At 70.6% G+C, this 21,740-nt stretch carries 23 protein-coding genes; 1 reads left to right on the forward strand and 22 read right to left on the reverse strand.

What is annotated here, in order from left to right; genetic code table 11:
• Nucleotides 1-292: 292 nt before the first annotated feature.
• The 3 genes from ACFVVA_RS18970 to ACFVVA_RS18980 form a co-directional block, all read right to left on the reverse strand.
• Nucleotides 293-1,162: a 3-hydroxyacyl-CoA dehydrogenase family protein gene (locus ACFVVA_RS18970; RefSeq protein ID WP_387690882.1), complete on the reverse strand. Its 870-nt coding sequence runs from the start codon at nucleotides 1,160-1,162 to the stop codon at nucleotides 293-295.
• 170 nt (nucleotides 1,163-1,332) lie between these two features.
• Entirely contained in the window at nucleotides 1,333-1,983 is a 651-nt protein-coding gene (locus tag ACFVVA_RS18975) for a response regulator (RefSeq protein ID WP_380538219.1), read from the reverse strand.
• On the reverse strand, nucleotides 1,980-3,188 hold the full coding sequence (locus ACFVVA_RS18980) for a sensor histidine kinase (protein ID WP_387690884.1): 1,209 nt from the start codon (nucleotides 3,186-3,188) through the stop codon (nucleotides 1,980-1,982). Before ACFVVA_RS18980 ends, ACFVVA_RS18975 begins: the two co-directional genes overlap by 4 nt.
• Nucleotides 3,189-3,345: 157 nt before the next feature.
• On the opposite strand from ACFVVA_RS18980, the gene ACFVVA_RS18985 reads away from it, so the two are divergent.
• Nucleotides 3,346-3,966, forward strand: a complete 621-nt coding sequence (locus tag ACFVVA_RS18985; RefSeq protein WP_387690886.1) for a hypothetical protein — start codon at nucleotides 3,346-3,348, stop codon at nucleotides 3,964-3,966.
• 66 nt (nucleotides 3,967-4,032) lie between these two features.
• Here the strand turns inward: ACFVVA_RS18985 and ACFVVA_RS18990 are convergent, their stop codons facing one another.
• The 19 genes from ACFVVA_RS18990 to ACFVVA_RS19080 all read right to left on the reverse strand — a co-directional run bounded on the left by ACFVVA_RS18990 (nucleotide 4,033) and on the right by ACFVVA_RS19080 (nucleotide 21,734).
• Nucleotides 4,033-4,605, reverse strand: coding sequence for a cob(I)yrinic acid a,c-diamide adenosyltransferase (locus tag ACFVVA_RS18990; protein ID WP_359899948.1), 573 nt, complete (start codon nucleotides 4,603-4,605; stop codon nucleotides 4,033-4,035).
• Between the two features lie 136 nt (nucleotides 4,606-4,741).
• Complete coding sequence (locus ACFVVA_RS18995; RefSeq protein WP_030057523.1) at nucleotides 4,742-5,242, reverse strand: DUF2550 domain-containing protein; 501 nt, start codon at nucleotides 5,240-5,242, stop codon at nucleotides 4,742-4,744.
• 148 nt (nucleotides 5,243-5,390) lie between these two features.
• Nucleotides 5,391-5,774, reverse strand: a complete 384-nt coding sequence (locus tag ACFVVA_RS19000) for a F0F1 ATP synthase subunit epsilon (RefSeq protein WP_030235805.1) — start codon at nucleotides 5,772-5,774, stop codon at nucleotides 5,391-5,393.
• A gap of 186 nt (nucleotides 5,775-5,960) precedes the next feature.
• Nucleotides 5,961-7,406 carry a F0F1 ATP synthase subunit beta gene (gene atpD / locus ACFVVA_RS19005; protein WP_359899952.1) on the reverse strand — a complete coding sequence of 482 codons (1,446 nt, stop codon included), beginning with the start codon at nucleotides 7,404-7,406 and terminating at the stop codon, nucleotides 5,961-5,963.
• A gap of 2 nt (nucleotides 7,407-7,408) precedes the next feature.
• Nucleotides 7,409-8,323: a F0F1 ATP synthase subunit gamma gene (locus tag ACFVVA_RS19010; protein WP_387690889.1), complete on the reverse strand. Its 915-nt coding sequence runs from the start codon at nucleotides 8,321-8,323 to the stop codon at nucleotides 7,409-7,411.
• Between the two features lie 32 nt (nucleotides 8,324-8,355).
• On the reverse strand, nucleotides 8,356-9,930 hold the full coding sequence (gene atpA, locus ACFVVA_RS19015; RefSeq protein ID WP_359899956.1) for a F0F1 ATP synthase subunit alpha: 1,575 nt from the start codon (nucleotides 9,928-9,930) through the stop codon (nucleotides 8,356-8,358).
• A gap of 156 nt (nucleotides 9,931-10,086) precedes the next feature.
• Complete coding sequence (locus ACFVVA_RS19020) at nucleotides 10,087-10,902, reverse strand: F0F1 ATP synthase subunit delta (protein WP_380538225.1); 816 nt, start codon at nucleotides 10,900-10,902, stop codon at nucleotides 10,087-10,089.
• A complete protein-coding gene (locus ACFVVA_RS19025) occupies nucleotides 10,899-11,459 on the reverse strand; it encodes a F0F1 ATP synthase subunit B (protein WP_387690891.1) in 561 nt (186 codons plus the stop codon). The genes ACFVVA_RS19020 and ACFVVA_RS19025 overlap by 4 nt, the downstream gene beginning before the upstream one ends.
• Nucleotides 11,460-11,493: 34 nt before the next feature.
• Complete coding sequence (atpE, locus tag ACFVVA_RS19030) at nucleotides 11,494-11,736, reverse strand: ATP synthase F0 subunit C (protein WP_030302757.1); 243 nt, start codon at nucleotides 11,734-11,736, stop codon at nucleotides 11,494-11,496.
• An 89-nt stretch (nucleotides 11,737-11,825) separates the two neighbouring features.
• The gene (gene atpB / locus ACFVVA_RS19035; protein ID WP_387690893.1) at nucleotides 11,826-12,638 is read right to left on the reverse strand and encodes a F0F1 ATP synthase subunit A; all 813 of its coding nucleotides are present in this window, start codon (nucleotides 12,636-12,638) and stop codon (nucleotides 11,826-11,828) included.
• 285 nt (nucleotides 12,639-12,923) lie between these two features.
• Entirely contained in the window at nucleotides 12,924-13,367 is a 444-nt protein-coding gene (locus ACFVVA_RS19040) for a hypothetical protein (protein ID WP_359899964.1), read from the reverse strand.
• A gap of 297 nt (nucleotides 13,368-13,664) precedes the next feature.
• Nucleotides 13,665-14,954 carry an MraY family glycosyltransferase gene (locus ACFVVA_RS19045; protein WP_359899966.1) on the reverse strand — a complete coding sequence of 430 codons (1,290 nt, stop codon included), beginning with the start codon at nucleotides 14,952-14,954 and terminating at the stop codon, nucleotides 13,665-13,667.
• Between the two features lie 172 nt (nucleotides 14,955-15,126).
• A complete protein-coding gene (gene glyA / locus ACFVVA_RS19050) occupies nucleotides 15,127-16,407 on the reverse strand; it encodes a serine hydroxymethyltransferase (RefSeq protein ID WP_387690896.1) in 1,281 nt (426 codons plus the stop codon).
• A 140-nt stretch (nucleotides 16,408-16,547) separates the two neighbouring features.
• Complete coding sequence (locus ACFVVA_RS19055; protein ID WP_355252781.1) at nucleotides 16,548-17,189, reverse strand: protein-tyrosine-phosphatase; 642 nt, start codon at nucleotides 17,187-17,189, stop codon at nucleotides 16,548-16,550.
• A gap of 32 nt (nucleotides 17,190-17,221) precedes the next feature.
• Entirely contained in the window at nucleotides 17,222-17,869 is a 648-nt protein-coding gene (locus tag ACFVVA_RS19060) for an L-threonylcarbamoyladenylate synthase (RefSeq protein ID WP_359899969.1), read from the reverse strand.
• Between the two features lie 222 nt (nucleotides 17,870-18,091).
• Nucleotides 18,092-18,958: a peptide chain release factor N(5)-glutamine methyltransferase gene (prmC, locus tag ACFVVA_RS19065; protein WP_359899971.1), complete on the reverse strand. Its 867-nt coding sequence runs from the start codon at nucleotides 18,956-18,958 to the stop codon at nucleotides 18,092-18,094.
• Between the two features lie 58 nt (nucleotides 18,959-19,016).
• A complete protein-coding gene (gene prfA / locus ACFVVA_RS19070) occupies nucleotides 19,017-20,093 on the reverse strand; it encodes a peptide chain release factor 1 (RefSeq protein WP_387690898.1) in 1,077 nt (358 codons plus the stop codon).
• A 132-nt stretch (nucleotides 20,094-20,225) separates the two neighbouring features.
• A complete protein-coding gene (gene rpmE / locus ACFVVA_RS19075) occupies nucleotides 20,226-20,447 on the reverse strand; it encodes a 50S ribosomal protein L31 (RefSeq protein WP_030235761.1) in 222 nt (73 codons plus the stop codon).
• Nucleotides 20,448-20,585: 138 nt separating this feature from the next.
• Complete coding sequence (locus ACFVVA_RS19080; protein ID WP_387690900.1) at nucleotides 20,586-21,734, reverse strand: LCP family protein; 1,149 nt, start codon at nucleotides 21,732-21,734, stop codon at nucleotides 20,586-20,588.
• Between the last annotated feature and the right edge of the window lie 6 nt (nucleotides 21,735-21,740).

Here is a 21,740-nt window from a genome sequence, read left to right on the forward strand (position 1 = left end):
GGGAGTGGGGGGTGCATACGGGCGGGCCGAAGCCCCACACCCGGACCCGGGCGGAATGCCGGGTTCCCTCATCTGACGGTGAACCGGCTCCGCAGGTTGCTGGTTTTGGCCAGATCTGAAGCAACTTCACCCGTCCGAGGGAATATACGCAGGTCGGCCCCACACCTACGCTCGATTACCGCCCAAATCACCCGTCTGCGGCACCCGGCGTGAGGAAACTCACCCGGCCCTGCGGGGCGGGCCGTACGATGCTCCGATCGCACGGCCCGGCCGGTCGTTCAGCCCTGCCGGCTCACTTGCCCTCGTACGGGTAGAAGCCGCGGCCGCTCTTGCGGCCCAGGTCACCGGCGGTGACCATGCGGGCCATGATCTCCGGCGCGGCGAACTTCTCGTCCTGGGTCTCGGTGTAGATGTTGCGGGCGGCGTGCAGCAGGATGTCCACGCCGGTCAGGTCGGCGGTCTGGAGCGGGCCCATCGCGTGGCCGAAACCGAGCCGGCAGGCGGTGTCGATGTCCTCGGCGGTGGCCACGCCCGACTCGTAGAGACTGGCGGCCTCGACGACCAGCGCGGTGATCAGGCGGGTGGTCACGAAGCCGGCCACGTCGCGGTTGACCACCACGACCTCCTTGCCGACGCCCTCGGCGTAGGCGCGGGCGGTGGCCAGCGTCTCGTCGCTGGTCTTGTAGCCGCGGACCAGCTCGACCAGCTTCATCATCGGGACGGGCGAGAAGAAGTGGACGCCGACGACCGACTCCGGGCGCCCGGTGGCGGCGGCGATCCGGGTGATCGGGATGGCGGAGGTGTTGGAGGCCAGTACGGCGCCGTCCTTGGCGAGCTTGTCGAGCTCGCGGAAGACGCCCTCCTTGACCTCCAGCTTCTCGAACACGGCCTCGACCACGATGTCGGCCTCGGCGACGGCGCCCAGGTCGGTGGTGGTGGTGATCCGGCCCAGCGCGGCCTCGGCGTCCTCGGCGCTCAGCCTGCCCTTGGCGACGAACTTCTCGTAGGAGGCGCGGATGCCGGCCAGGCCCCGCTGGAGCGCCTCCTCGGTGACGTCCCGCAGCACCACCGGGTGACCGGCCTGCGCGGACACCTGGGCGATGCCGGCGCCCATCAGGCCGGCACCGATCACGGCGATCTGCTTGCTGGACGCATTGCTCATGGCTGGGTCTCCCGATGCCGTCGCCGCCCCGCGGGCGGGCCCTGAAGGCGGCTCAGGGCAGGGGTCGCCGCCAGAGAGCCGCATCGCTCGTTTTTCCGGGACTCTAATGCCCAAATCCGCCGTGCAATAGCAATCGGGAGTGTGATCTGCAACCGACCTAAAACAGGTGATCAGACGGTCAGTCCGAGGTCCTGCGCCAGGATCGCCGCCTGCACCCGGCTGCGCAGCCGCAGCTTCGCCAGGATCCGGCTGACGTGCGTCTTGGTGGTCGCCTCCGCCATCTCCAGCCGGGCCGCGATCTCCCCGTTGGACATCCCGGCCCCGATGCAGGCCAGCACCTCCCGCTCGCGGCCGGTCAGCGTCCCCACCGCGGCCCGGGCCTCCGGTCCGACCGGCCGCTCGGGGCGGGCGAAGGCCCCGATCAGCCGTCTGGTCACCGAGGGCGCCAGCATCCCGTCCCCGCGCGCCACCGTGCGGATGCCCTCGATCAGGGTGTCCGCCTCCAGGTCCTTGAGCAGAAACCCGGACGCGCCGGCCCGCAGCGCGCCGTAGACGTACTCGTCCAGGTCGAAGGTGGTCAGCACGAGCACCTGGCCGGCCCCGGCGGCGACCACCTCGCGGGTCGCCGAGACGCCGTCCAGCCGGGGCATCTGCACGTCCATCAGCACCACGTCCGGCCGCAGCTCCAGGGCCAGCCGGACGGCCTCCTCGCCGTCCGCGGCCTGCCCGACCACCTCGAACTCCGGCTCGGCGCGCAGGATCATCACCAGCGCCGCCCGTACCGCCGCCTGGTCCTCCGCCACCAGCACCCGGATCGTCATGCCCGCCCCTCGTTCCCCCGGGCGCGCGGCAGCACCGCGCGCACGCTCCAGTACCCGCCCTTCGGCCCGGCCTCGAAGCTGCCGCCGAGCAGCCCGGCCCGTTCCGCCATGCCCACCAACCCGGCCCGGGCGCCGGGCAGTTCACGGCCCGGACCGCCCCGGTACGGGCTGTCGACCGAGATCCGCAGTTCCTCCGGCGCGAACTCCAGCCGCAGGCTGACCAGTCCGGGCCCGGCGTGCTTGAGGGCGTTGGTCAGGGACTCCTGGACGATCCGGTACGCGGCCAGCCCGACCGGCACCGGCACGTCCCCGCGCTCGCCGCGCTCGTCCAGCGCGAAGTCCAGCCCGACGTCCCGGCCGGCCGCCCGGGCCTTGGCCAGCAGGGCGTCCACCGCGGCCAGGTCGGGGGCCGTGTACGACTCGTCCACCTCTCCCCCGCCGCTGTCCCGGAGCAGTCCGATCATGCGACGCATTTCGGCCAATCCCTGGACGCTGTTCTCCCGGATCACCGCCAGCACCTCCACCAGGGGATCGTCCTGGGGCAGGTTCCGGCGCCGGGCCACCGACTGCGCACCGGTGGCGTGGATCGCGATCGCCGACAGGTGGTTGGCCACCACGTCGTGCAACTCCCTTGCCATCCTGGCCCGTTCGGCGCCGATCGCCTCCCGCCGGTCCATCTCCGAGAGCAGCGCGGTCTGTTCCGCCCGCAGCCGCTCGGCCTCCGCCTCCTGCCGGTGCTTGCGCACCACGTCGCCGCTCCACACCGGCCCCAGGAAGACCAGTGTGCTGACCACCACGATCAGCAGCGCCAACGAGGTGCCGCCGTAGACCGCCGCCAGGGTGGACAGCGCCAGCACCGTGGCCCCGCCGGACAGGTGCAGCACCCGGGACATCCGCGGGGTGCCGTAGATCACCGCCGCGTACAGCAGGTCGGTGTACATGATCAGCGTGGCCACCAGGTTGCCGGCGAACACGCTCGCCGCGAAGGCCAGCCCGCCGAGCGACACCGCGAGCACCGGCCTGGTCCGCCGGACCAGCTCCAGCCCGGCCATCACCAGCAGCGTCGGCACCACCGCCCACGGCGGCACCCGGTCGGCCCGGTCGTACACCCCGAAGGCGATCAGCACCGCACCGCCGAGCAGCCCGGCGAGGGCGATCAGCTGGTCCTGTCGGCGTGGGGGGAGCGCGGGGAACGGGAGCGGCACGTCCCCATCTCATCATCCCCGGCGGCCGGCCCGGCTCCGGTCCACGAAGGAGCCCGCTACATCGAAAGGTGCAGGCCGGTACGGCACCGCGCGACGACGACAGCCGCACGCCCCCGCACGAGGCTGGAAGCACCACCGAAACGTCCGGGAGCAGAACGTGATCGTCACCCTCATCATCGCGGCCGAGATCTCCTTCTGGATCCTGCTCGGCCTCGGACTGACCGCCCGCTACCTGCTCCGGTGGCGCCGCACCAGCACCGCGCTGCTGGTCGGCCTGCCGGTGGTGGACCTCACCCTGTACGCCCTCACCGTCCTCGACCTGCGCGGCGGCGCCACCGCGAGCTGGACGCACGCCCTGGCCGCGAGCTACGCGGGCTTCTCGATCGGCTACGGCCCCTCGCTGGTCCGCTGGGCCGACCGGCACTTCCTGCACCGCTTCGCCGGCGGCCCCAAGCCGCTGCCCTCACCCAAGTACGGGCCGGAGCGGACCAGGTACGAGTGGCAGATCGCCGGCCGGACCGTCGTGTCCGCCGCGGTCACGCTGAGCCTGATCACCCTGCTCGTCCCGCTCTCCGCGGGCTCCGCCCACTTCGGCACCTTCCTCCAGTGGTACCTCAAGCTGGGCATCGCCGCCGTGGTCAACGTGATCGTGGCCGGCTGCTACTCGCTCTGGCCCAAGCAGCCGCCGGCCGGCGTGGTGGTCGAGGACGGCCGGGTGGTCACCGGGAAGACCCTCGCCGGCAGCGCCCCCGACCGCACCCCGGCCGACCGGCCCTGAGCCGTCGAGGGCCCGTCCTCGGACTCCCGCGGGGGAGCAGTCCGAGGACGGGACTTCGGCATGTTCCTAGCGGTTCTCGCCCGGGACCCAGAGCACGTCCCCGCGCTCCTTGTTGGCCACCCGGGCCAGGATGAACAGCAGGTCGGACAGCCGGTTGAGGTACTTCGCGGTCAGCGGGTTGACGCTGTCGCCGTGCTCCGCGATCGCCGACCAGGTCGAGCGCTCGGCCCGCCGCACCACCGTGCAGGCCAGGTGCAGGTGGGCCGCCCCGGGCGTACCGCCGGGCAGGATGAAGCTGCGCAGCTTCTCCACCCGGGCCAGGTACTCGTCGCAGTCCGTCTCCAGCCGGTCGATGTAGGACTGCAGCACCCGCAGCGGCGGGTACTTCGGGTCCTCCACCACCGGGGTGGACAGGTCGGCGCCGACGTCGAACAGGTCGTTCTGGACCCGGACGAGCACCGCCGTCATGTCCTGCGGCAGCTCGCCGACGGCCAGGGCCACGCCGATCGCGGCGTTGGCCTCGTTGGCGTCCGCATACGCGACCAGTCTCGGATCGGTCTTGCTGGTCCGGCTCATGTCGCCGAGCGCGGTGGTGCCGTCATCGCCGGTACGGGTGTAGATGCGCGTCAGATTGACCATGCGGCCAGAGTAGCCGCCGGGTTAGGCGCCGTTAACCCCGCCTCGGAAGGTCCCCGGGCGTGTCGGCAGGCCGCTGCGCGACGTTGACCCTCCCCCAGCCTCCGGCCGGGGGCACCCCCATCCGAGGGTCCCGTCGCTACGCGACATTGACCCTCTGGCCGGGCGGGGCGGCCTCCAGCCAGGCCAGGAAGCCGGTCAGCGCGTCCTCGCTCATCGCCAGCTCCAGCGGCGCCCCGTTGTGCAGGCACCGCAGCACCACCGAGCCGGACAGCAGCGCCAGCTCCTCCTGGCCCTCCGGGTAGCGCCGGCCGAGCACCTCGATCTCCCGGCGCGGCAGCACCTTGCGCGGCCGCGGGGCGTACGAGAAGACCCGGAACCACTCGATCGAGTCACCGCTGTACCGGCCGATACCAAAAACCCACCCCTTGCCGTCGGTCGGGGGGACCGGGGCTGAGGTGGGTTTGCCGTTCTCGTCGAGGTCGGGCTGCGTCGAGGCGTCGGCCGGCATTTTGAGCCGGTAACTGCAGTCGAAGGTGCCGCCGACCCGCTGGATCAGGCGGCGCCGGACGGCGAAGGCCATCAGCCCGATCACACCCAGGGCCACGACCGCCGCACACACCACAAGCGCGAGGACCATGCTCACCCACCTCCTCGCTACCCGCGTTCCCCGTAGCGGTCGTATCAAGCGACCGCGCTGACCTACCAACTACGACGACAGTCCCGGGGTCACGCTCACGCGTCCCCGGGACCGTCGGTCGACCCCGCCAAGCCGGGGTCCGGCGCACTCAGGCGTGGGCCTTGAGGCCGCGCGCCGCGAACAGACGGACCTCGGCGCGCCGCTCGGCGTGCTCGTCCAGGCCCGACTTGGCCTTCTCCAGTGCGCGCTCGGCACGCGCGACATCGATCTCGTCCGCCAGCTCGGCGATCTCCGCGAGCAGAGACAGCTTGTTGTCGGCGAAGGAGATGAAGCCGCCGTGCACCGCGGCGATCACGGTGCCGCCGTCCACCGTGCGGATGGTAACCGGACCGGTCTCCAGCACGCTCAGCACCGGGGTGTGGCCCGGCATGATGCCGGTGTCACCGGAGGCCGTACGGGCGACGACGATGGTGGCCGCACCGGACCACACCTTGCGGTCGGCTGCGACCAGCTCGACGTGCAGCTCAGCCAACGTGGGCTCCTAGGCTCATGCAACGCCCGATTACTCGGGAGTTTCGGTAAGAATAACGGCCCCGCGCCTCCGGCATGAAACCGGCGGCACGGATTTGACCGGAATCACAGCCGATGTGCCGCGAGGGGTGGTCCCCAGGCTCGGGGGCCACCCCTCACGGTCACGCACAGCTGCTACCGGCCGCGATTACTTCTTCGCCAGCTCGGCGGCGTTCTTCTCGAGGTCCTCGATGCCACCGCACATGAAGAAGGCCTGCTCCGGGACGGAGTCGTACTTGCCGTCCGCGATCGAGTTGAAGGCCTCGATGGTCTCGGACAGCGGCACGGTCGAACCCTCGACACCGGTGAACTGCTTCGCCACGTAGGTGTTCTGCGAGAGGAAGCGCTCGATGCGGCGGGCACGGTGCACCGTGACCTTGTCCTCCTCGGACAGCTCGTCGATACCGAGGATCGCGATGATGTCCTGGAGGTCCTTGTACTTCTGCAGGATCCCCTTGATACGGATGGCCGTGTCGTAGTGGGTCTGCGCGATGTACCGCGGGTCGAGGATGCGGGACGTGGAGTCCAGCGGGTCGACGGCCGGGTAGATGCCCTTCTCCGAGATCGGGCGCGACAGAACGGTCGTCGCGTCCAGGTGGGCGAAGGTGGTGGCCGGCGCCGGGTCGGTCAGGTCGTCCGCGGGGACGTAGATCGCCTGCATCGAGGTGATCGAGTGACCGCGGGTCGAGGTGATGCGCTCCTGCAGGAGGCCCATCTCGTCGGCCAGGTTCGGCTGGTAGCCCACCGCGGAGGGCATGCGGCCGAGCAGGGTCGACACCTCGGAACCGGCCTGGGTGAACCGGAAGATGTTGTCGATGAAGAGGAGCACGTCCTGCTTCTCGACGTCACGGAAGTACTCCGCCATGGTCAGCGCGGACAGCGCGACGCGCAGACGGGTGCCCGGCGGCTCGTCCATCTGGCCGAAGACCAGCGCGGTCTTGTCCAGAACGCCCGAGTCGACCATCTCGTCGATGAGGTCGTTGCCCTCACGGGTGCGCTCGCCGACACCGGCGAACACCGACACACCACCGAAGTTCTCGGCGACGCGGTAGATCATCTCCTGGATCAGAACGGTCTTGCCGACACCGGCACCACCGAACAGACCGATCTTGCCACCCGTGACGTACGGGGTGAGCAGGTCGATGACCTTGATGCCGGTCTCGAACATCTCGGTCTTGGACTCGAGGTCCTTGAACTCCGGGGCCTTGCGGTGGATCGGCCACCGGACCTGGACCTGCGACTCGAACTCGTCCTTGTCGACGTTCAGCACGTCACCGAGGGCGTTGAACACCTTGCCCTTGGTGATCTGGCCGACCGGGACGGAGATCGCCGCACCGGTGTCGGAGACCTGCGAACCACGGACCAGGCCGTCGGTCGGCTGCATCGAGATGCCGCGGACCATGCCGTCGCCGAGGTGCTGGGCGACCTCGAGGGTCAGGGTCTTCTTGCCCGTGCCGTCGGGGTTGTCCACCTCGACGTGCAGGGCGTTGTACATGTCCGGAATCGCGTCGACGGGGAACTCCACGTCGACGACCGGGCCGATGACCCGCGCGACGCGGCCCGTCGCCGTGGTCGGCTCAACAGTGGTGGTCATACTCATTCGCTCCCGCGGCTAGCGTCGGCGAGGGCGTTGGCACCGCCGACGATCTCGCTGATTTCCTGGGTGATCTCGGCCTGACGGGCCGAGTTGGCAAGCCGCGTGAGCGACTTGATGAGCTCGCCGGCGTTGTCCGTCGCGCTCTTCATCGCGCGGCGGCGGGCGGCGTGCTCGGAAGCGGCCGACTGCAGCAGCGCGTTGTAGATCCGGCTCTCGACGTACCGCGGCAGCAGGGCGTCCAGGACGCCCTCCGCCGACGGCTCGAAGTCGTACAGCGGGAAGATCTCCGACTTGGCCGGCGTCTGGTCGCTGAGCTGGACCTCGTCCAGCTTCAGCGGCAGCAGCCGCGCCTCGACCGCGTTCTGCGTCAGCATCGACACGAACTCGGTGGAAACCAGGTGGAGTTCGTCCACACCGCCGGTCTCGGCCGTGAAGGCCTCGATCAGGTCGGCCGCCACGGTCTTCGCGTCACCGTACGTCGGCTTGTCCGAGAATCCCGTCCACGAGCCCTCGATCGCCAGACCGCGGAACGTGTAGTACGAGACGCCCTTGCGGCCGATGATGTACGCCACCACGTCCTTGCCCTCGGACTTCAGGCGCTCGGCGAGCACCAGCGAAGCCTTGATGGCGTTGGTCGAGTAGCCGCCGGCCAGGCCGCGGTCCGCCGTGATCAGCAGGACCGCCGCGCGCTTGGCGTTCGGGTTCTCGGTGGTGAGCGGGTGCTTGGCGTTGGACCGGGTGGCCACCGCCGTCACCGCCCGGGTGAGCTCATCGGCGTACGGAGTGGAGGCGGCCACCGCGCGCTGCGCCTTGACGATGCGCGACGCGGAGATCATCTCCATCGCCTTGGTGATCTTCTTCGTCGCGGTGACAGAGCGGATCCGGCGCTTGTAGACCCGAAGCTGTGCTCCCATGGGTCGTTACGTCCTTTCCCTCGCTACCGGACTCAGGCCTGCTCGGAGAGCAGCTTGCCGTCAGCGGTCTGGTACCCCTGCTTGAAGGCCTCGATCGCGCTGGTCAGCGCGTCGACGGTGCCGTCGGCCAGCAGACCGGTCTCGACGATGCCGGCGAGCAGGTCCTTGTGCTGCAGGCGCACGTGGTCCAGGAACTCGCGCTCGAAGCGGCGGATCTCGGCGACCGGGACGTCGTCCAGCTTGCCGTTGGTGCCGGCCCAGATGGAGACGACCTGCTCCTCGACCGGGAACGGCTGGTACTGGCCCTGCTTCAGCAGCTCGACCATGCGCGCACCGCGCTCCAGCTGGGCCTTGGAGGCCGCGTCCAGGTCGGAACCGAAGGCGGCGAAGGCCTCCAGCTCACGGTACTGGGCGAGGTCCAGACGCAGGCGGCCGGCGACCGAACGCATGGCCTTGATCTGGGCGGAGCCACCGACGCGGGAGACCGAGATACCGACGTTCACGGCCGGGCGGATGCCGGCGTTGAACAGGTCGGACTCCAGGAAGCACTGGCCGTCGGTGATGGAGATGACGTTGGTCGGGATGTACGCCGAGACGTCGTTGGCCTTGGTCTCGATGATCGGCAGACCGGTCATCGAGCCGCCGCCCAGGGCGTCGTTCAGCTTCGCGCAGCGCTCCAGCAGGCGGGAGTGCAGGTAGAAGACGTCGCCCGGGTAGGCCTCGCGGCCCGGCGGGCGGCGCAGCAGCAGGGAGACGGAACGGTAGGCCTCGGCCTGCTTCGACAGGTCGTCGAAGATGATCAGGACGTGCTTGCCGTCGTACATCCACTCCTGGCCGATGGCCGAACCGGTGTACGGGGCGAGGTACTTGAAGCCGGCCGGGTCGGAGGCGGGAGCGGCCACGATGGTGGTGTACTCCAGCGCGCCGGCCTCCTCCAGGGCGCCGCGGACGGACGCGATGGTGGAGCCCTTCTGGCCCACGGCGACGTAGATGCAGCGGACCTGCTTCTCCGGGTCGCCCGAGCGCCAGTTGTCGCGCTGGTTGATGATCGTGTCGACGGCCACCGCGGTCTTGCCGGTCTGGCGGTCGCCGATGATCAGCTGGCGCTGGCCGCGGCCGATCGGGGTCATCGCGTCGATGGCCTTGATGCCGGTCTGCAGCGGCTGCTTGACCGACTTGCGGGCCATGACACCGGGGGCCTGCAGCTCAAGGGCGCGGCGACCGGTGGCGGCGATGTCGCCCAGGCCGTCGATCGGGTTGCCCAGCGGGTCCACGACGCGGCCGAGGTAGCCGTCGCCGACCGGAACCGAGAGGACCTCGCCGGTGCGGCGCACGGTCTGGCCCTCTTCGATGCCGCCGAACTCACCGAGGACGACGACACCGATCTCGCGGGTGTCGAGGTTCAGCGCGAGGCCGAGCGTGCCGTCCTCGAACTTCAGCAGCTCGTTCGCCATGACCGAGGGCAGGCCCTCGACATGCGCGATGCCGTCCGCCGCGTCAGTGACCGTGCCGACCTCTTCCACAGAAGCGGCGTCCGGCTGGTACGACTGGACAAAGTCGGCCAGCGCGTCCCGGATCTCCTCCGGACGGATCGTAAGCTCCGCCATCAGGCTTCCCTGCTCTCCTAGTTTGCGATCCTCGGCCCGCCATTGAGGGCCGCAAGTATTCGACTCTCGGCCGGGTCTTCCGAACCGGCCGTACGATGTGCCGGCTCCTTGAGGAGCCGGTTTCCCGACCGAGGGTCGGATGTGCTGCTTCGGTGCTCAGCCTTCGAGCGACTGGCGAGCGCCTTCGAGGCGGCTCGACACGGTGCCGTTGATGATCTCGTCGCCGATCTGCACCTGGACGCCGCCGACGACCTCGGGGTCGACGTCGATGTTCAGGTGGACCTGGCGGCCGTACATCCGGCCCAGAGCACCGGACAGGCGCTCCTTCTGGGTGTCCGACAGCGGCACCGCGGTGGTGACCAGGGCCACCACGCGGCCACGGCGTGCGGCGGCGAGCTTCGAGTAGGACTCGAGGCCCTGCTCCAGGCTACGGCCACGCGGCGCGTTGACGAGGGCGGTGACCAGCCGGACGGTGCCGGCGTTGGCGCGGCCGCCGAGCAGCTTCTTGATCAGCTCGGCCTTCGCGACGGCTCCGGCCTTCGGCTCGGTCAGCGCGGCGCGCAGCTCGTGCGCGCCGCTCACCACCCGGCCGAAGCGGAAGAGCTCGTCCTCGACGTCGTCCAGGGCGCCGGCCTTGTCCGCGGCGATGATCTCCGCGTACGCGGAGAGCTGCTCGGTCGCGTCCACCAGGTCGCGCGAGCCCGACCAGCGGGAGCGGACCAGGCCGGAGACCAGGTCGACGGCCTCGCCGGAGACCTGGCCGGTCAGCAGCGAGGTGACCAGCTGGGCCTTGTCCTGGCCGGACCGGGACGGGTCCGTCAGGACTCGGCGCAGCGACACCTCACGGTCCAGCACGGCCGTGACGGCGGTGAGCTCCTCGGCGAGCTTGGCCGCGTCCACCGAGGTGGAGTCGGTCAGGCTCTCCAGGTTCTGCCGGCCGGCAGCGAGGGCCTCACGGCTGGCGCCGATCACTTGGCCGCACCCTGAGCAACGGCGGCCTTGGCCTCCAGCTCGTCCAGGAAGCGGTCGATGACGCCGCTCTGCCGGGCGTGGTCCTCCAGGGACTCGCCCACGATGCGGGACGCCAGCTGGGTCGCCAGCGAGCCCACGTCCTGACGCAGGGCGGAAGTGGCCTGCTTCTTGTCCGCCTCGATCTGGGCGTGACCGGCGGCGACGATGGCCTCGCGCTGGCGCTGGCCCTCCTCGCGCATCTCGGCGAGCTGGGCGGCACCCTGCTCGCGAGCCTGCTCGACGATGCGGGCAGCCTCGTGGCGCGCCTCGGCGAGCTCGCCACGGTACTGCTCAAGCAGGGCCTGGGCCTCGACCTGAGCGGCCTCGGCCCGCTCCATCCCGCCCTCGATGGCGTCCCGGCGCTCCGACAGCACCTTCTCGATGCTGGGGAGGAGCTTCTTGCCAAGGATGCCGAAGACGATGAAGAAGCAGAGCAGGCCGATGATGATCTCGGGCCATGCGGGCAGAAGGGGGTTCATGATCTCCCCCTCCTCCGCGAGGTGAGCCGCGATGCTCATATCTGGACCTTCCTCGAAGGGTCTACGGCGGGGATTACTTGGGGCCCTGGCCGAAGACGAACGGCATGACGATGCCGATGAGGGCGAGCGCCTCGGTCAGCGCGAAGCCGATGAACATGTTGGAACGGATCAGGCCGGCGGCCTCGGGCTGACGGGCCATCGCCTGGACGCCGTTGCCGAAGATCAGACCGACGCCGATGCCGGGGCCGATCGCGGCGAGGCCGTAGCCGATCGAAGCGACGGAACCGTAGACGCCGACCTCAGCGAGCATGCTCATTGCAATGTGTCCTTTGCGGGGATGGTGTACCGGTGGTGATTGGCCACCGGGCGTTCCGGGGGTGGTTCAGGAGGGCCGAGGGCCCAGGCTCAGTGCGCCTCTTCCAGGGCACCGGCGATGTAGCTGCTGGCCAGCATCACGAAGATGTAGGCCTGCAGGAACTGGACCAGCAGCTCGAAGGCGGTCAGGCCGACGGCGACGATGAACGAGGCCGAGCCGTACAGCGCGCCCAGGGAGGGGCTGAGCAGGTACCAGGAGGCGACGGAGAACATCACGACCAGCAGGTGGCCGGCGAACATGTTCGCGAAGGCTCGGACCGCGAGCGTGAACGGGCGCACGAAGATGTTCGAGAAGAACTCGATCGGCACCAGGATGAACATGACCCAGCCGGGGATGCCCGAGGGCCAGCAGAGGTTCTTCAGACCGCCGACGAAGCCGTGCTTCTTGAAGGTCAGCGTCATGTAGGTGACCCACACGACCGCCGCGAGGCCGGCCGGGAACGCGATCGCCGCCGTCACGGGGAACTGTGCGAACGGGATGATCGACATGATGTTCATCAACCAGATGAAGAAGAACATCGAGACCAGCATCGGGACGTACTTCTCGCCCTTTTTGCCGATCGTCTCCAGGACGATGGAGCGCTTGACGAAGTCGTAGCCGATCTCACCGACCAGCTGCAGCTTGCCGGGGACCAGGCGCGGCTTGGCGAAGGAGGCCCAGAAGAACACGACGACCAGGAGCGCGACGATGATCGACAGCAGCATCGGCTTGTTGAAGTCGAAGCTGCCGATCGAGAAGATCGGCTCGAACTGGAACTCGTTCAGACCCGGGGCCGGGAAGCCACAGCCAGCGTCCCCGAAGTGGCAACTGCCTGAGGCGAGGGACGTGAGTTCAGCACTCACCGCGGACTCCTTCGTCGTGACGCATGGATACGGCAACCTCGGTGTGTCGGCGTGGCCTGCGGCCACGGAACGGCACTGGAACTTGATGGGTTTCTCGCCGACCCCGCGCGCCGGCGCACTGCACCACAGCGGGATCATCGAAGAATGCGCGGATCCGGGGGGCGATCCGTCCGCTGTCCGGACAGACCTGGCCTCTTCCCGTACTCCGTTGTTGCGACGGACGATAGCAGCCCGTCAGCGCGGCATAAACACCGCCCCCCTCATTGGGGGGACAGCTGGGCCTCGTCACTGTTGACGCCCCTTGTCGGAGGGCTTGTCGCCCTTCTTTTCGGAGGCGTCGGGGTCGACGTAGAAGGTCTTGGCCTTGAGCGCACCACGCACCTGGAAGCCCGTCCAGATCAGGGCGCAGCCGAGCAGGGTGAAGGCGAAGGCCTGCCGGTTGAAGAGATCGGTGTTCTTGAAGACCGCGAGCACGATGCCGACCAGCAGGATCTGCGTGGTGTACACCAGCAGCGCCGCGGCCATCATGATCTGCGGGTTCGACCTGGTCAGCCGGTCGAGCGCGAACTGGCCGGAGGCGAAGAAGGCCATCACGAGCAGCGCGCCGAAGAGGGCACCGAGCAGGCCCTTCCCCCCGGCGACGGCGAAGGAGATCGCCATGGCGATGATCCCGGCGGCCGCAGTGGGAATCGCGGCGCCTCGGAGGATCCGGGCGTCGGTGGACGGCATGTCGGCAGCTCCGGCGGCATGTCGATGTGGCGGGGGACGGGCACAGCGGTGGCGGGTGACACCGGACCGAGGCATCGCCGCGGGCCGCCCATCGGAACGGCGGGCCCGGTGAGGGAGACCGACAGGGACGGAAGTCATCCACCTGTCAGGTCTTTCGGCGTGTTCTCGGTACTCGTGAACGGTATCACAAACTATTTGATGAGAGCTTTACCATGAATATGTGGCACCTGTCACACCAACGGCGCAACGGATCCGCCATTCGAGTGAACGCCATCGGATGGACCCTCAACTCCCTTGTCAGTGGCGGCCGGTGGCCTTGTGGTGGGGGCCGACCGCGGTGGAGCCCACGCCGGAGTCCCGGCCGGCTTCACCCAGGAGTTGCTTGTCCTTCGCCGACAGTTCGGCCATCGGACCGCTCTGCTGCCGCCGGTAGCGCGGGGGGACGAAGGACTGCACCGCCCGCGGGGCGCGCGGCCGGAACCGCGGGGTGAGCAGCACCACCAGGCCGACCAGGCAGAGCCCGGCGAGCGTCAGGACGACGGTGCGGCCGGTGTTGGTCACCGAGAAGGCCACCGAACCGAAGGCGATCAGCGCGGCCCAGAAGTACATGATCAGTACGGCGCGGCTGTGCGAGTGACCCACCTGGAGCAGCCGGTGGTGGAGGTGGCGCTTGTCCGCGGCGAACGGGGACTGACCGGCCCAGGTGCGGCGCACCACGGCGAGCAGCAGGTCGGCCAGCGGCAGCGCGATGACCGTCAGCGGCAGCAGCAGCGGGATGTAGATCGGCACCAGGGCGTGCACGGCGGCGGTCTGCGAACCGGTCTCGTTGCTGATCAGGTCCGGGTCGACCCGGCCGGTGATCGAGATCGCGGCGACGGCCAGCATCAGGCCCAGCATCATCGAGCCGGAGTCGCCCATGAAGATCCGCGCGGGGTGCATGTTGTGCGCCAGGAAGCCCAGGCACATGCCGATCAGCAGCACGCTGAACAGCACGGCGGGGGCCGCGTCGGTGATCGTGTAGCCGTACCAGAGCCGGTAGCTGTACAGGAAGAAGGCCATCGCGGCGATGCAGACCATGCCGCCGGCCAGGCCGTCCAGGCCGTCGATGAAGTTCACCGCGTTCACCATGACGACGACCAGGGTGACCGAGATGACCATGCCCTGGGTCGGACTGACCGCGACCGGGCCGACACCGGGCACCGGGAGGGTGATCACCGTGACGCCCTGCCAGACCATCACGCCGGCGGCGATCATCTGGCCGCCGAGCTTCACCAGCGCGTCCACGCCCCACTTGTCGTCGAGGACCCCGAGCAGGAACATGATCCCGGCGCCGGACAGCAGCGCGCGGATGTCCGTGCCCTGGGAGAACACCTTGCTCAGGTTGTCGAGCTGGGAGGCGACCAGGATGCCCGCGCACAGTCCGCCGAACATCGCGATGCCGCCGAGCCGCGGCGTGGGCTCGCGGTGCACGTCGCGGGCGCGCACCGGCGGCATGGCGCCGGCCGCTATGGCGAACTTCCGGACCGGGCCGGTCAGCAGGTAGGTGACGGCGGCGGTGCAGAACAGCACCAGCAGATACTCACGCACCACTGGCCTCCTGCATCACTGTCGAACGGGGAAGTACCGAAGGTACTCCCCTGCCTTCCCGGGGTTCGAGGTGCGTCGCCACGGCACACACCTTATTGAGTCGGACGCCGGGACCGTGCATCGCGGTTCGCCCTCCCGGGTAGGAGATCCGGATACCCGCGGAGAACCTCCGTCAGCCACGGTCGGCGAAGGCCAGCGCCAGCTCCCGGACCCGCGCCGCGGCGGGGGCGACCGCGCCCCCGGCGAGCACCCGGGCGATCAGCCCGGCGATCTCCGTCAGCTCGGTCTCCCCCATCCCCTGGCTGGTCACCGTGCCCGTGCCCAGCCGGATGCCGGAGGCCTCGGCGGCCGGCGCCGGGTCGTACGGCAGCGCGCACTTGCCGAGCAGCAGCCCGGCCGCCGCGCAGCGCCGCTCGGCCTCCGCTCCGGTCACCCCGAGCGGGCTCACGTCGGCGGTCACCAGATGGGTGTCGGTGCCGCCCGTCAGCGGGCGCATCCCGGCCTCCGCGAGCCCGCCGGCGAGCGCCCGGGCCCCGGACACCGCCCGCTGCGCGTACGCCCGGTACGCGGGCCCGGAGGCCTCCGCGAGGGCCACCGCCTTGCCGGCCACCTCGTTCATCGCCGCGCCGCCCTGGCTGAACGGGAACACCGCCCGGTCGATCCGCTCGGCCAGCTCCGCGGTGCACAGCAGCAGCCCGCCGCGCGGACCGCGCAGGAGCTTGTGGGTGGCCGCCACGGTGACGTCCGCGTACGGCACCGGGGAGGGCGCCACCCCCGCCGCGATCAGCCCGGTGGTCTGCGCGGCGGAGGCGATCAGATAGGCGTCCACCTCGTCGGCGATCTCCCGGAACGCCGCCCAGTCCGGGTGCCGGGGGTGCGAGATCGAGCCCGCCACGATGGCCTTGGGGCGGTGCTCCCGGGCCAGGTCGCGGACCTGGTCGAGGTCGATCAGCCCGTCGCTCTCGCGCACGCCGTAGCCGGTGAAGGCGAACCAGCGCCCGGAGAAGTTGGCGCGCGAGCCGCAGCTGAGGTGGCCGCCGTGCTCCAGCGACATCGCCAGCACGCCGTCGCCGGGCCGCAGCAGCGCCGCGTACGCCGCCAGCATCGCCGAAGTCACCGACCGCGGCTGGACGTTGGCGTGCGGGGCGGCGAACAGCTCACGGGCCCGGTCGATCGCCAGCAGCTCGGCGGCGTCCGCCAGCGCGCAGCCGGTGTGGTGCCGGCGGCCCGGGTAGCCCTCGGCGTACTTGTCGATCAGCGGGCCGGTGAGCGCCGCCAGGACGGCGGGGGTGGTCAGGTTCTCCCCCGCCAGCAGCTGGATCGTTTCGGCGCGCCGCTCGGCCTCCGCGGCCAGCAGGTCGGCCAGCTGCGGATCGGCCCGGTGCAGCGCCTCGGACACCCAGGGGCGCCCGGTCGTCGTGGTGGGGTCGGTCGCGGCATCGGTGACGGTCATGGCGGGGCTCCCGGGCGCTGCGGGGACTGTGTCACCCAGCGTAGGACCGCCGACCGCCCCCGGCCCGCCGAGCCACGGCCGGACGGCCCCATTCAGCGCCTCGGCGCCCGCCCGCGGGCCGTCGGCGCGGCGCGAGGACGTCAGCGCGGCGCGGGGACGCCGGTGAGCGCGGTGACCACCGGGTCGACCGCGTGGAATATCTCCTCGCCGCAGTTGCGGAACATGCCGATCGGCGCCCCGTACGGGTCGTCCAGCTCGTCCGACTCCGGGGTGGCGGCCAGCAGCCAACCGCGCAGCGCGGCGGCCGCCCGGACCAGCGCGCGGGCCCGCTCGGTGACGTCGGCGCCGCGCCGGGGATCCGGCAGGGTGCCCGGGTCTATCGTCCGCACCAGGCGGGTGAACTCCTTCAGCGTGAAGGTGCGCAGCCCCGCCTCGTGACCCATCGAGATCACCTGGGCGCGGTGGTCCAGCGTCGCGGTGAGCACCAGGTCGGCCTCGACCACGTGCTCGTCCAGCAGCTCGCGGCCGGTGAAGCCCCCGCTGTCGGCGCCGTACTCGTCGAGCACGGTCGCGGCGTGGTCCTCCATCGGCGCGCCCTCGTGGCCCCAGGTGCCGGCGCTCTCGACCAGGATCCGCCCGGCCACCCGGGGGCTCAGCCGGGTGTCCAGCTCACGCCGGGTCAGCCGCTCGGCGATCGGCGAGCGGCAGATGTTCCCGGTGCAGACGAACAGGATCCGGAAGTGGTCCAGCGGCCTGGGGCCCACGCTCAGGTACGGCGCTATGCCCGGCCCGGCGTGGAGCGAGGCGGTGGGCGTCAACTGCCGGCCTCCAGGTCGGGGACGACCTCCCTCAGCTGCTCGACGCTGATCGCGCCGGCCCGCAGCAGGACCGGGACCTTGCCCGTGACGTCGACGATCGACGAGGTGGCGGAGTCCTCGGCCGCCCCGCCGTCCAGGTAGACCGAGATCGCGTCGCCGAGCTGGGCCTGGGCCTCGTCGCAGGTCAGCGGGGGCGTCCCGCCGATCCGGTTGGCGCTGGAGACGGCCAGCGGGCCGGTGGCGTTCAGCAGCTCGATGGCGACCGGGTGCAGCGGCATCCGGACCGCGACGGTGCCGCGGGTGTCGCCGAGGTCCCAGCGCAGCGAGGGCTGATGCCGGGCGACCAGGGTGAGCCCGCCGGGCCAGAAGGCGTCGACCAGCTCCCACGCCTGCTCGGAGAAGTCGGTGACCAGGCCGTGCAGGGTGGTCGGCGAGCCGACCAGCACCGGCGAGGGCGTGTTGCGGCCGCGGCCCCGGGCGGCCATCAGCTCGGCGACGGCCTCCGGGGAGAAGGCGTCCGCACCGACCCCGTACAGGGTGTCGGTGGGCAGCACGACGAGTTCGCCGCGGCGGACGGCCGAGGCGGCCTCACGCAGACCGGTGGCACGGTCCCCGGCATCGGCACAGTCGTAGCGGCGGCTCATCGGTGCGGTCCCCTTCCGGAGTGGCTCATGGCAGTCACTACGGCCGCCACTGTGGTCACAGCGCGGCCTTGCACGCTGTCGTACAGCGCTTGGTGTTCACGACCCGACCCTCCGGGCGGTCGTACTGCGCCCGACTGTTCACGACCCGACCCTCCGGGCGGTCGTACTGCGCCCGATTCTTCACGACCCGACCCTCCGGGCGGTCGTACTGCGCCCGATTCTTCACGACCCGACCCTCCGGGCGGTCGTGAAGCGCGGCCGGTTGTTCAGGTCGCGGTGGTCGGCGGTGTCCGTCCAGCCGTGTTCCTCGTTGAAGATCCACGGCACCTGGCCGCCCTGCTGGTCGGCGTGCTCGATGACCACCGCGCCGCCCGGGCGCAGCAGTCGGGCCGCGACCCGCTCGATGCCGCGGATGGTGTCCAGGCCGTCCTCGCCGGAGAACAGCGACATCTGCGGGTCGTGGTCGCGGGCCTCCGGCGCGACGTACTCCCACTCGGTGAGCGGGATGTACGGCGGGTTGGAGATGACCAGGTCGAAGCGGCCGTCCCAGGAGCGGTCGTCCTCGAAGGCCCTGGTGGCGTCACCGGCGTGCAGGGTGACCCGGGCGCGGTCCGGGCTGGCCTCGATGTTGCGCCGGGTGTACTCCAGCGCGCCCTCGTCCAGTTCGAAGGCGTGCACGGTCGAGCGCGGCAGCTCCTGGGCCAGGGCGAGGGCGATCGCGCCGGAGCCGGAGCACAGGTCCACCACCAGCGGCTCGGCCACGTCCATGTCGCGCACCGCGTCTATCGCCCACTCGACGACCGTCTCGGTCTCCGGCCGGGGCACGAACACCCCGGGGCCGACCTCCAGTTCGAGGTAGCGGAAGAACGCCCGCCCGGTGATGTGCTGGAGCGGCTCGCGCGCCTCGCGGCGGGAGACGGCCTCCCAGTAGCGGGCGTCGAAGTCGGCGTCCTTCACCGTGTGCAGCTGGCTGCGCTTGACGTTGTGGACGTAGGCGGCGAGCTCCTCCGCGTCGAAGCGCGGCGACGGCACGCCGGCCGCGGCCAACCGCTGGGTGGCCTGGGCCACCTCGGCGAGCAGCAGGTTCATCCGTACGACCTCTTGTTTCTCCGGCTCCGGGCGAAACGCGGGCTGGGGCGCGCCGGTCTCAGTTCTCTTGGGCCGCGGCGAGCTTGGCCGCCGCGTCCTTGTCGACGCAGGACTGGATCACCGCGTTCAGGTCGCCGTCCAGGACCTGGTCCAGGTTGTACGCCTTGAATCCGGTGCGGTGGTCCGAGATGCGGTTCTCGGGGTAGTTGTACGTGCGGATCCGCTCGGAGCGGTCCACGGTGCGGACCTGGCTGCGGCGCGCGTCCGAGGCCTCCCGCTCGGCCTCCTCCTGCGCGGCGGCCAGCAGCCGCGAACGCAGGATGCGCATCGCCTGCTCCTTGTTCTGGAGCTGGCTCTTCTCGTTCTGGCAGGACGCCACGATACCGGTCGGCAGGTGGGTGATCCGGACCGCGGAGTCGGTGGTGTTGACCGACTGGCCGCCGGGGCCGGAGGAGCGGTAGACGTCGATCCGCAGGTCGTTGGCGACGATCTCGACCTCGACCTCCTCCGCCTCGGGGGTGACCAGCACGCCCGCCGCGGAGGTGTGGATGCGGCCCTGCGACTCGGTGGCGGGGACGCGCTGCACGCGGTGCACGCCGCCCTCGTACTTCAGCCGGGCCCAGACGCCCTGGCCGGGCTCGGTGCTGCCCTTGGTCTTCACGGCCACCGAGACGTCCTTGTAGCCGCCGAGGTCGGACTCGTTGGAGTCGATGAGCTCGGTCTTCCAGCCGACCCGCTCCGCGAAGCGCAGGTACATCCGGAGCAGGTCGCCGGCGAACAGCGCGGACTCCTCGCCGCCCTCGCCCGCCTTGATCTCCAGGATGACGTCCTTGTCGTCGCTCGGGTCGCGCGGCACCAGCAGCAGCCGCAGCTCCTCGGTGAGCTCGTCCCGGCGCGCCTCGGAGTCCTTCACCTCGGCGAGGAACTCCGGCTCCTCGGCGGCGAGTTCACGCGCGGCCTCGATGTCCTCGCCGGCCTGCCGCCACTGCCGGTAGACCCGGGTGATCGGGGTCAGCTCGGCGTACCGCTTGGCCAGCTTGCGGGCGTTGTTCTGGTCGGCGTGGACGGACGGGTCGGCCAGCCTCGTTTCGAGGTCGGCGTGCTCGACGAGGAGCTCTTCGACTGCCTCGAACATGGGGTGGCCTTCTTCCCGGGGACTCGGAAACATGTGGGGGGTGGGGAACTCGCGGGGGGACGCGAACGGCGCCGGCCCCCAGCGCCCCCGACAACGAGTACGGGGGCACCGGGAACCGGCGCCGAGGGAGCGCTAGGCCTTCGCGCTGTGCTGCTTGCCGAAGCGGGCCTCGAAGCGGGCCACGCGGCCACCGGTGTCGAGGATCTTCTGCTTGCCGGTGTAGAACGGGTGGCACTGCGAGCAGACCTCGGCGCGGATCTCGCCACTGGTCTCGGTCGAGCGGGTGGTGAACTCAGCACCGCAGGTGCAGGTCACGCGCGTGACCACGTACTCGGGGTGAACGTTGGACTTCAAGGGGTTCTCCTAGGTTTCGGGAGGGCACCGGGTCGGCGGCTGGAGCGCCGCACGTGAACCGGGACCGACGGACCAGTCTGCCAGGACCGGCCGCATCTTCCCAAACCGGGTCGCGTTCCGGGATATTCCGGGCGCCCCTCAGTGCGCCGTCCCGGCCTTCGGGGTGACCTTCGGGGTGGCCTTCCCCGTGTCCCGTGCGGCCGTCGAGGGGGCCGCCGTGGGAGCCGCCGTGGGAGCCGCCTGGGCGGGGTTCTCCGGCTGCGCGGAGACGACCGCCGAAGGGAACGCCTGGTCGGCCTTGAGCGCCCCCCAGACCTGCCCGGCCTGCGGCTGCTGCTCGACCACCCGGTTCGGGTCGCTGGGGGCCGTCTCCACCGGCAGGGTGACCATGCTCAGCTGGTCCGGGCCTATCCCCTTGAGCTCCTGGGTGAGCCCGACCAGCGAGTTCACCGAGCCGAGCGCGGAGTCGGTGGTGATGCTCCTGGTCACGGTGTCGCCGATCGACCACAGCTTGACCGGGTTGGTGAGCATCCCGTTCCCCCCGACCTGCTGCAGCAGCGACTTCACCATCTGCTTCTGGAGCTCGATCCGGCCGAGGTCGCTGCCGTCGCCGACGCCGTGCCGGGTGCGCACGAAGGCCAGTGCCTGCCGGCCGTCCAGGTGGTGCTCGCCGGGCGGCAGGTCGAGCCCGCTGTCCTTGTCGTGGATGGCCACCGCGGTGGTCACGGTGGCCCCGCCCATCGCGTCCACGACCCGGGCGAAGCCGGCGAAGTCGATCTGCAGGTAGTGGTCCATCCGCAGCCCGGTGAGCTGCTCGGTGGTCTTGACGGCGCAGACCGCGCCGCCGCTCTCGAAGGCGCTGTTGTACATCGCGCGCTTGGCGCCGGGCACGGTCCGGCCGCTCGGGTCGGTGCAGTCGGGGCGGGTGACCAGGGTGTCGCGCGGGATCGAGACGACCTGGGCGCGGGAGTGGTCCTGGTTGATGTGCACCACCATCGCGGTGTCCGAGCGGGCGGTGTCGCCGGTGTCCCCGCCCGCGATCGAGCCGTTGTCGCCGCCGCGCGAGTCGGAGCCGAGCACCAGGATGTTGAAGGAGCCGTCGGTGGCGGCCGGCGGCCGGGCGTCGCCGAGCCGGGCGTCGATGTCGACGCTCTTGATGTTGCCGTTGAGCCTGAACCAGGCGAAGAGGGCCGCGCCGGCGCCGAGGACGACGAGCGCGACGAACGCGCAGGCGGCCGTCCGCAGGACTCTGCGGCGGCGCCCTGGAACCCTCTTGTGTTCGGCCATACGGTC

Origin of the sequence: Kitasatospora sp. NPDC058048 (genome assembly GCF_042885555.1) — a bacterium.
Classification (GTDB): Bacteria; Actinomycetota; Actinomycetes; order Streptomycetales; family Streptomycetaceae; genus Kitasatospora; species Kitasatospora lactacystinica.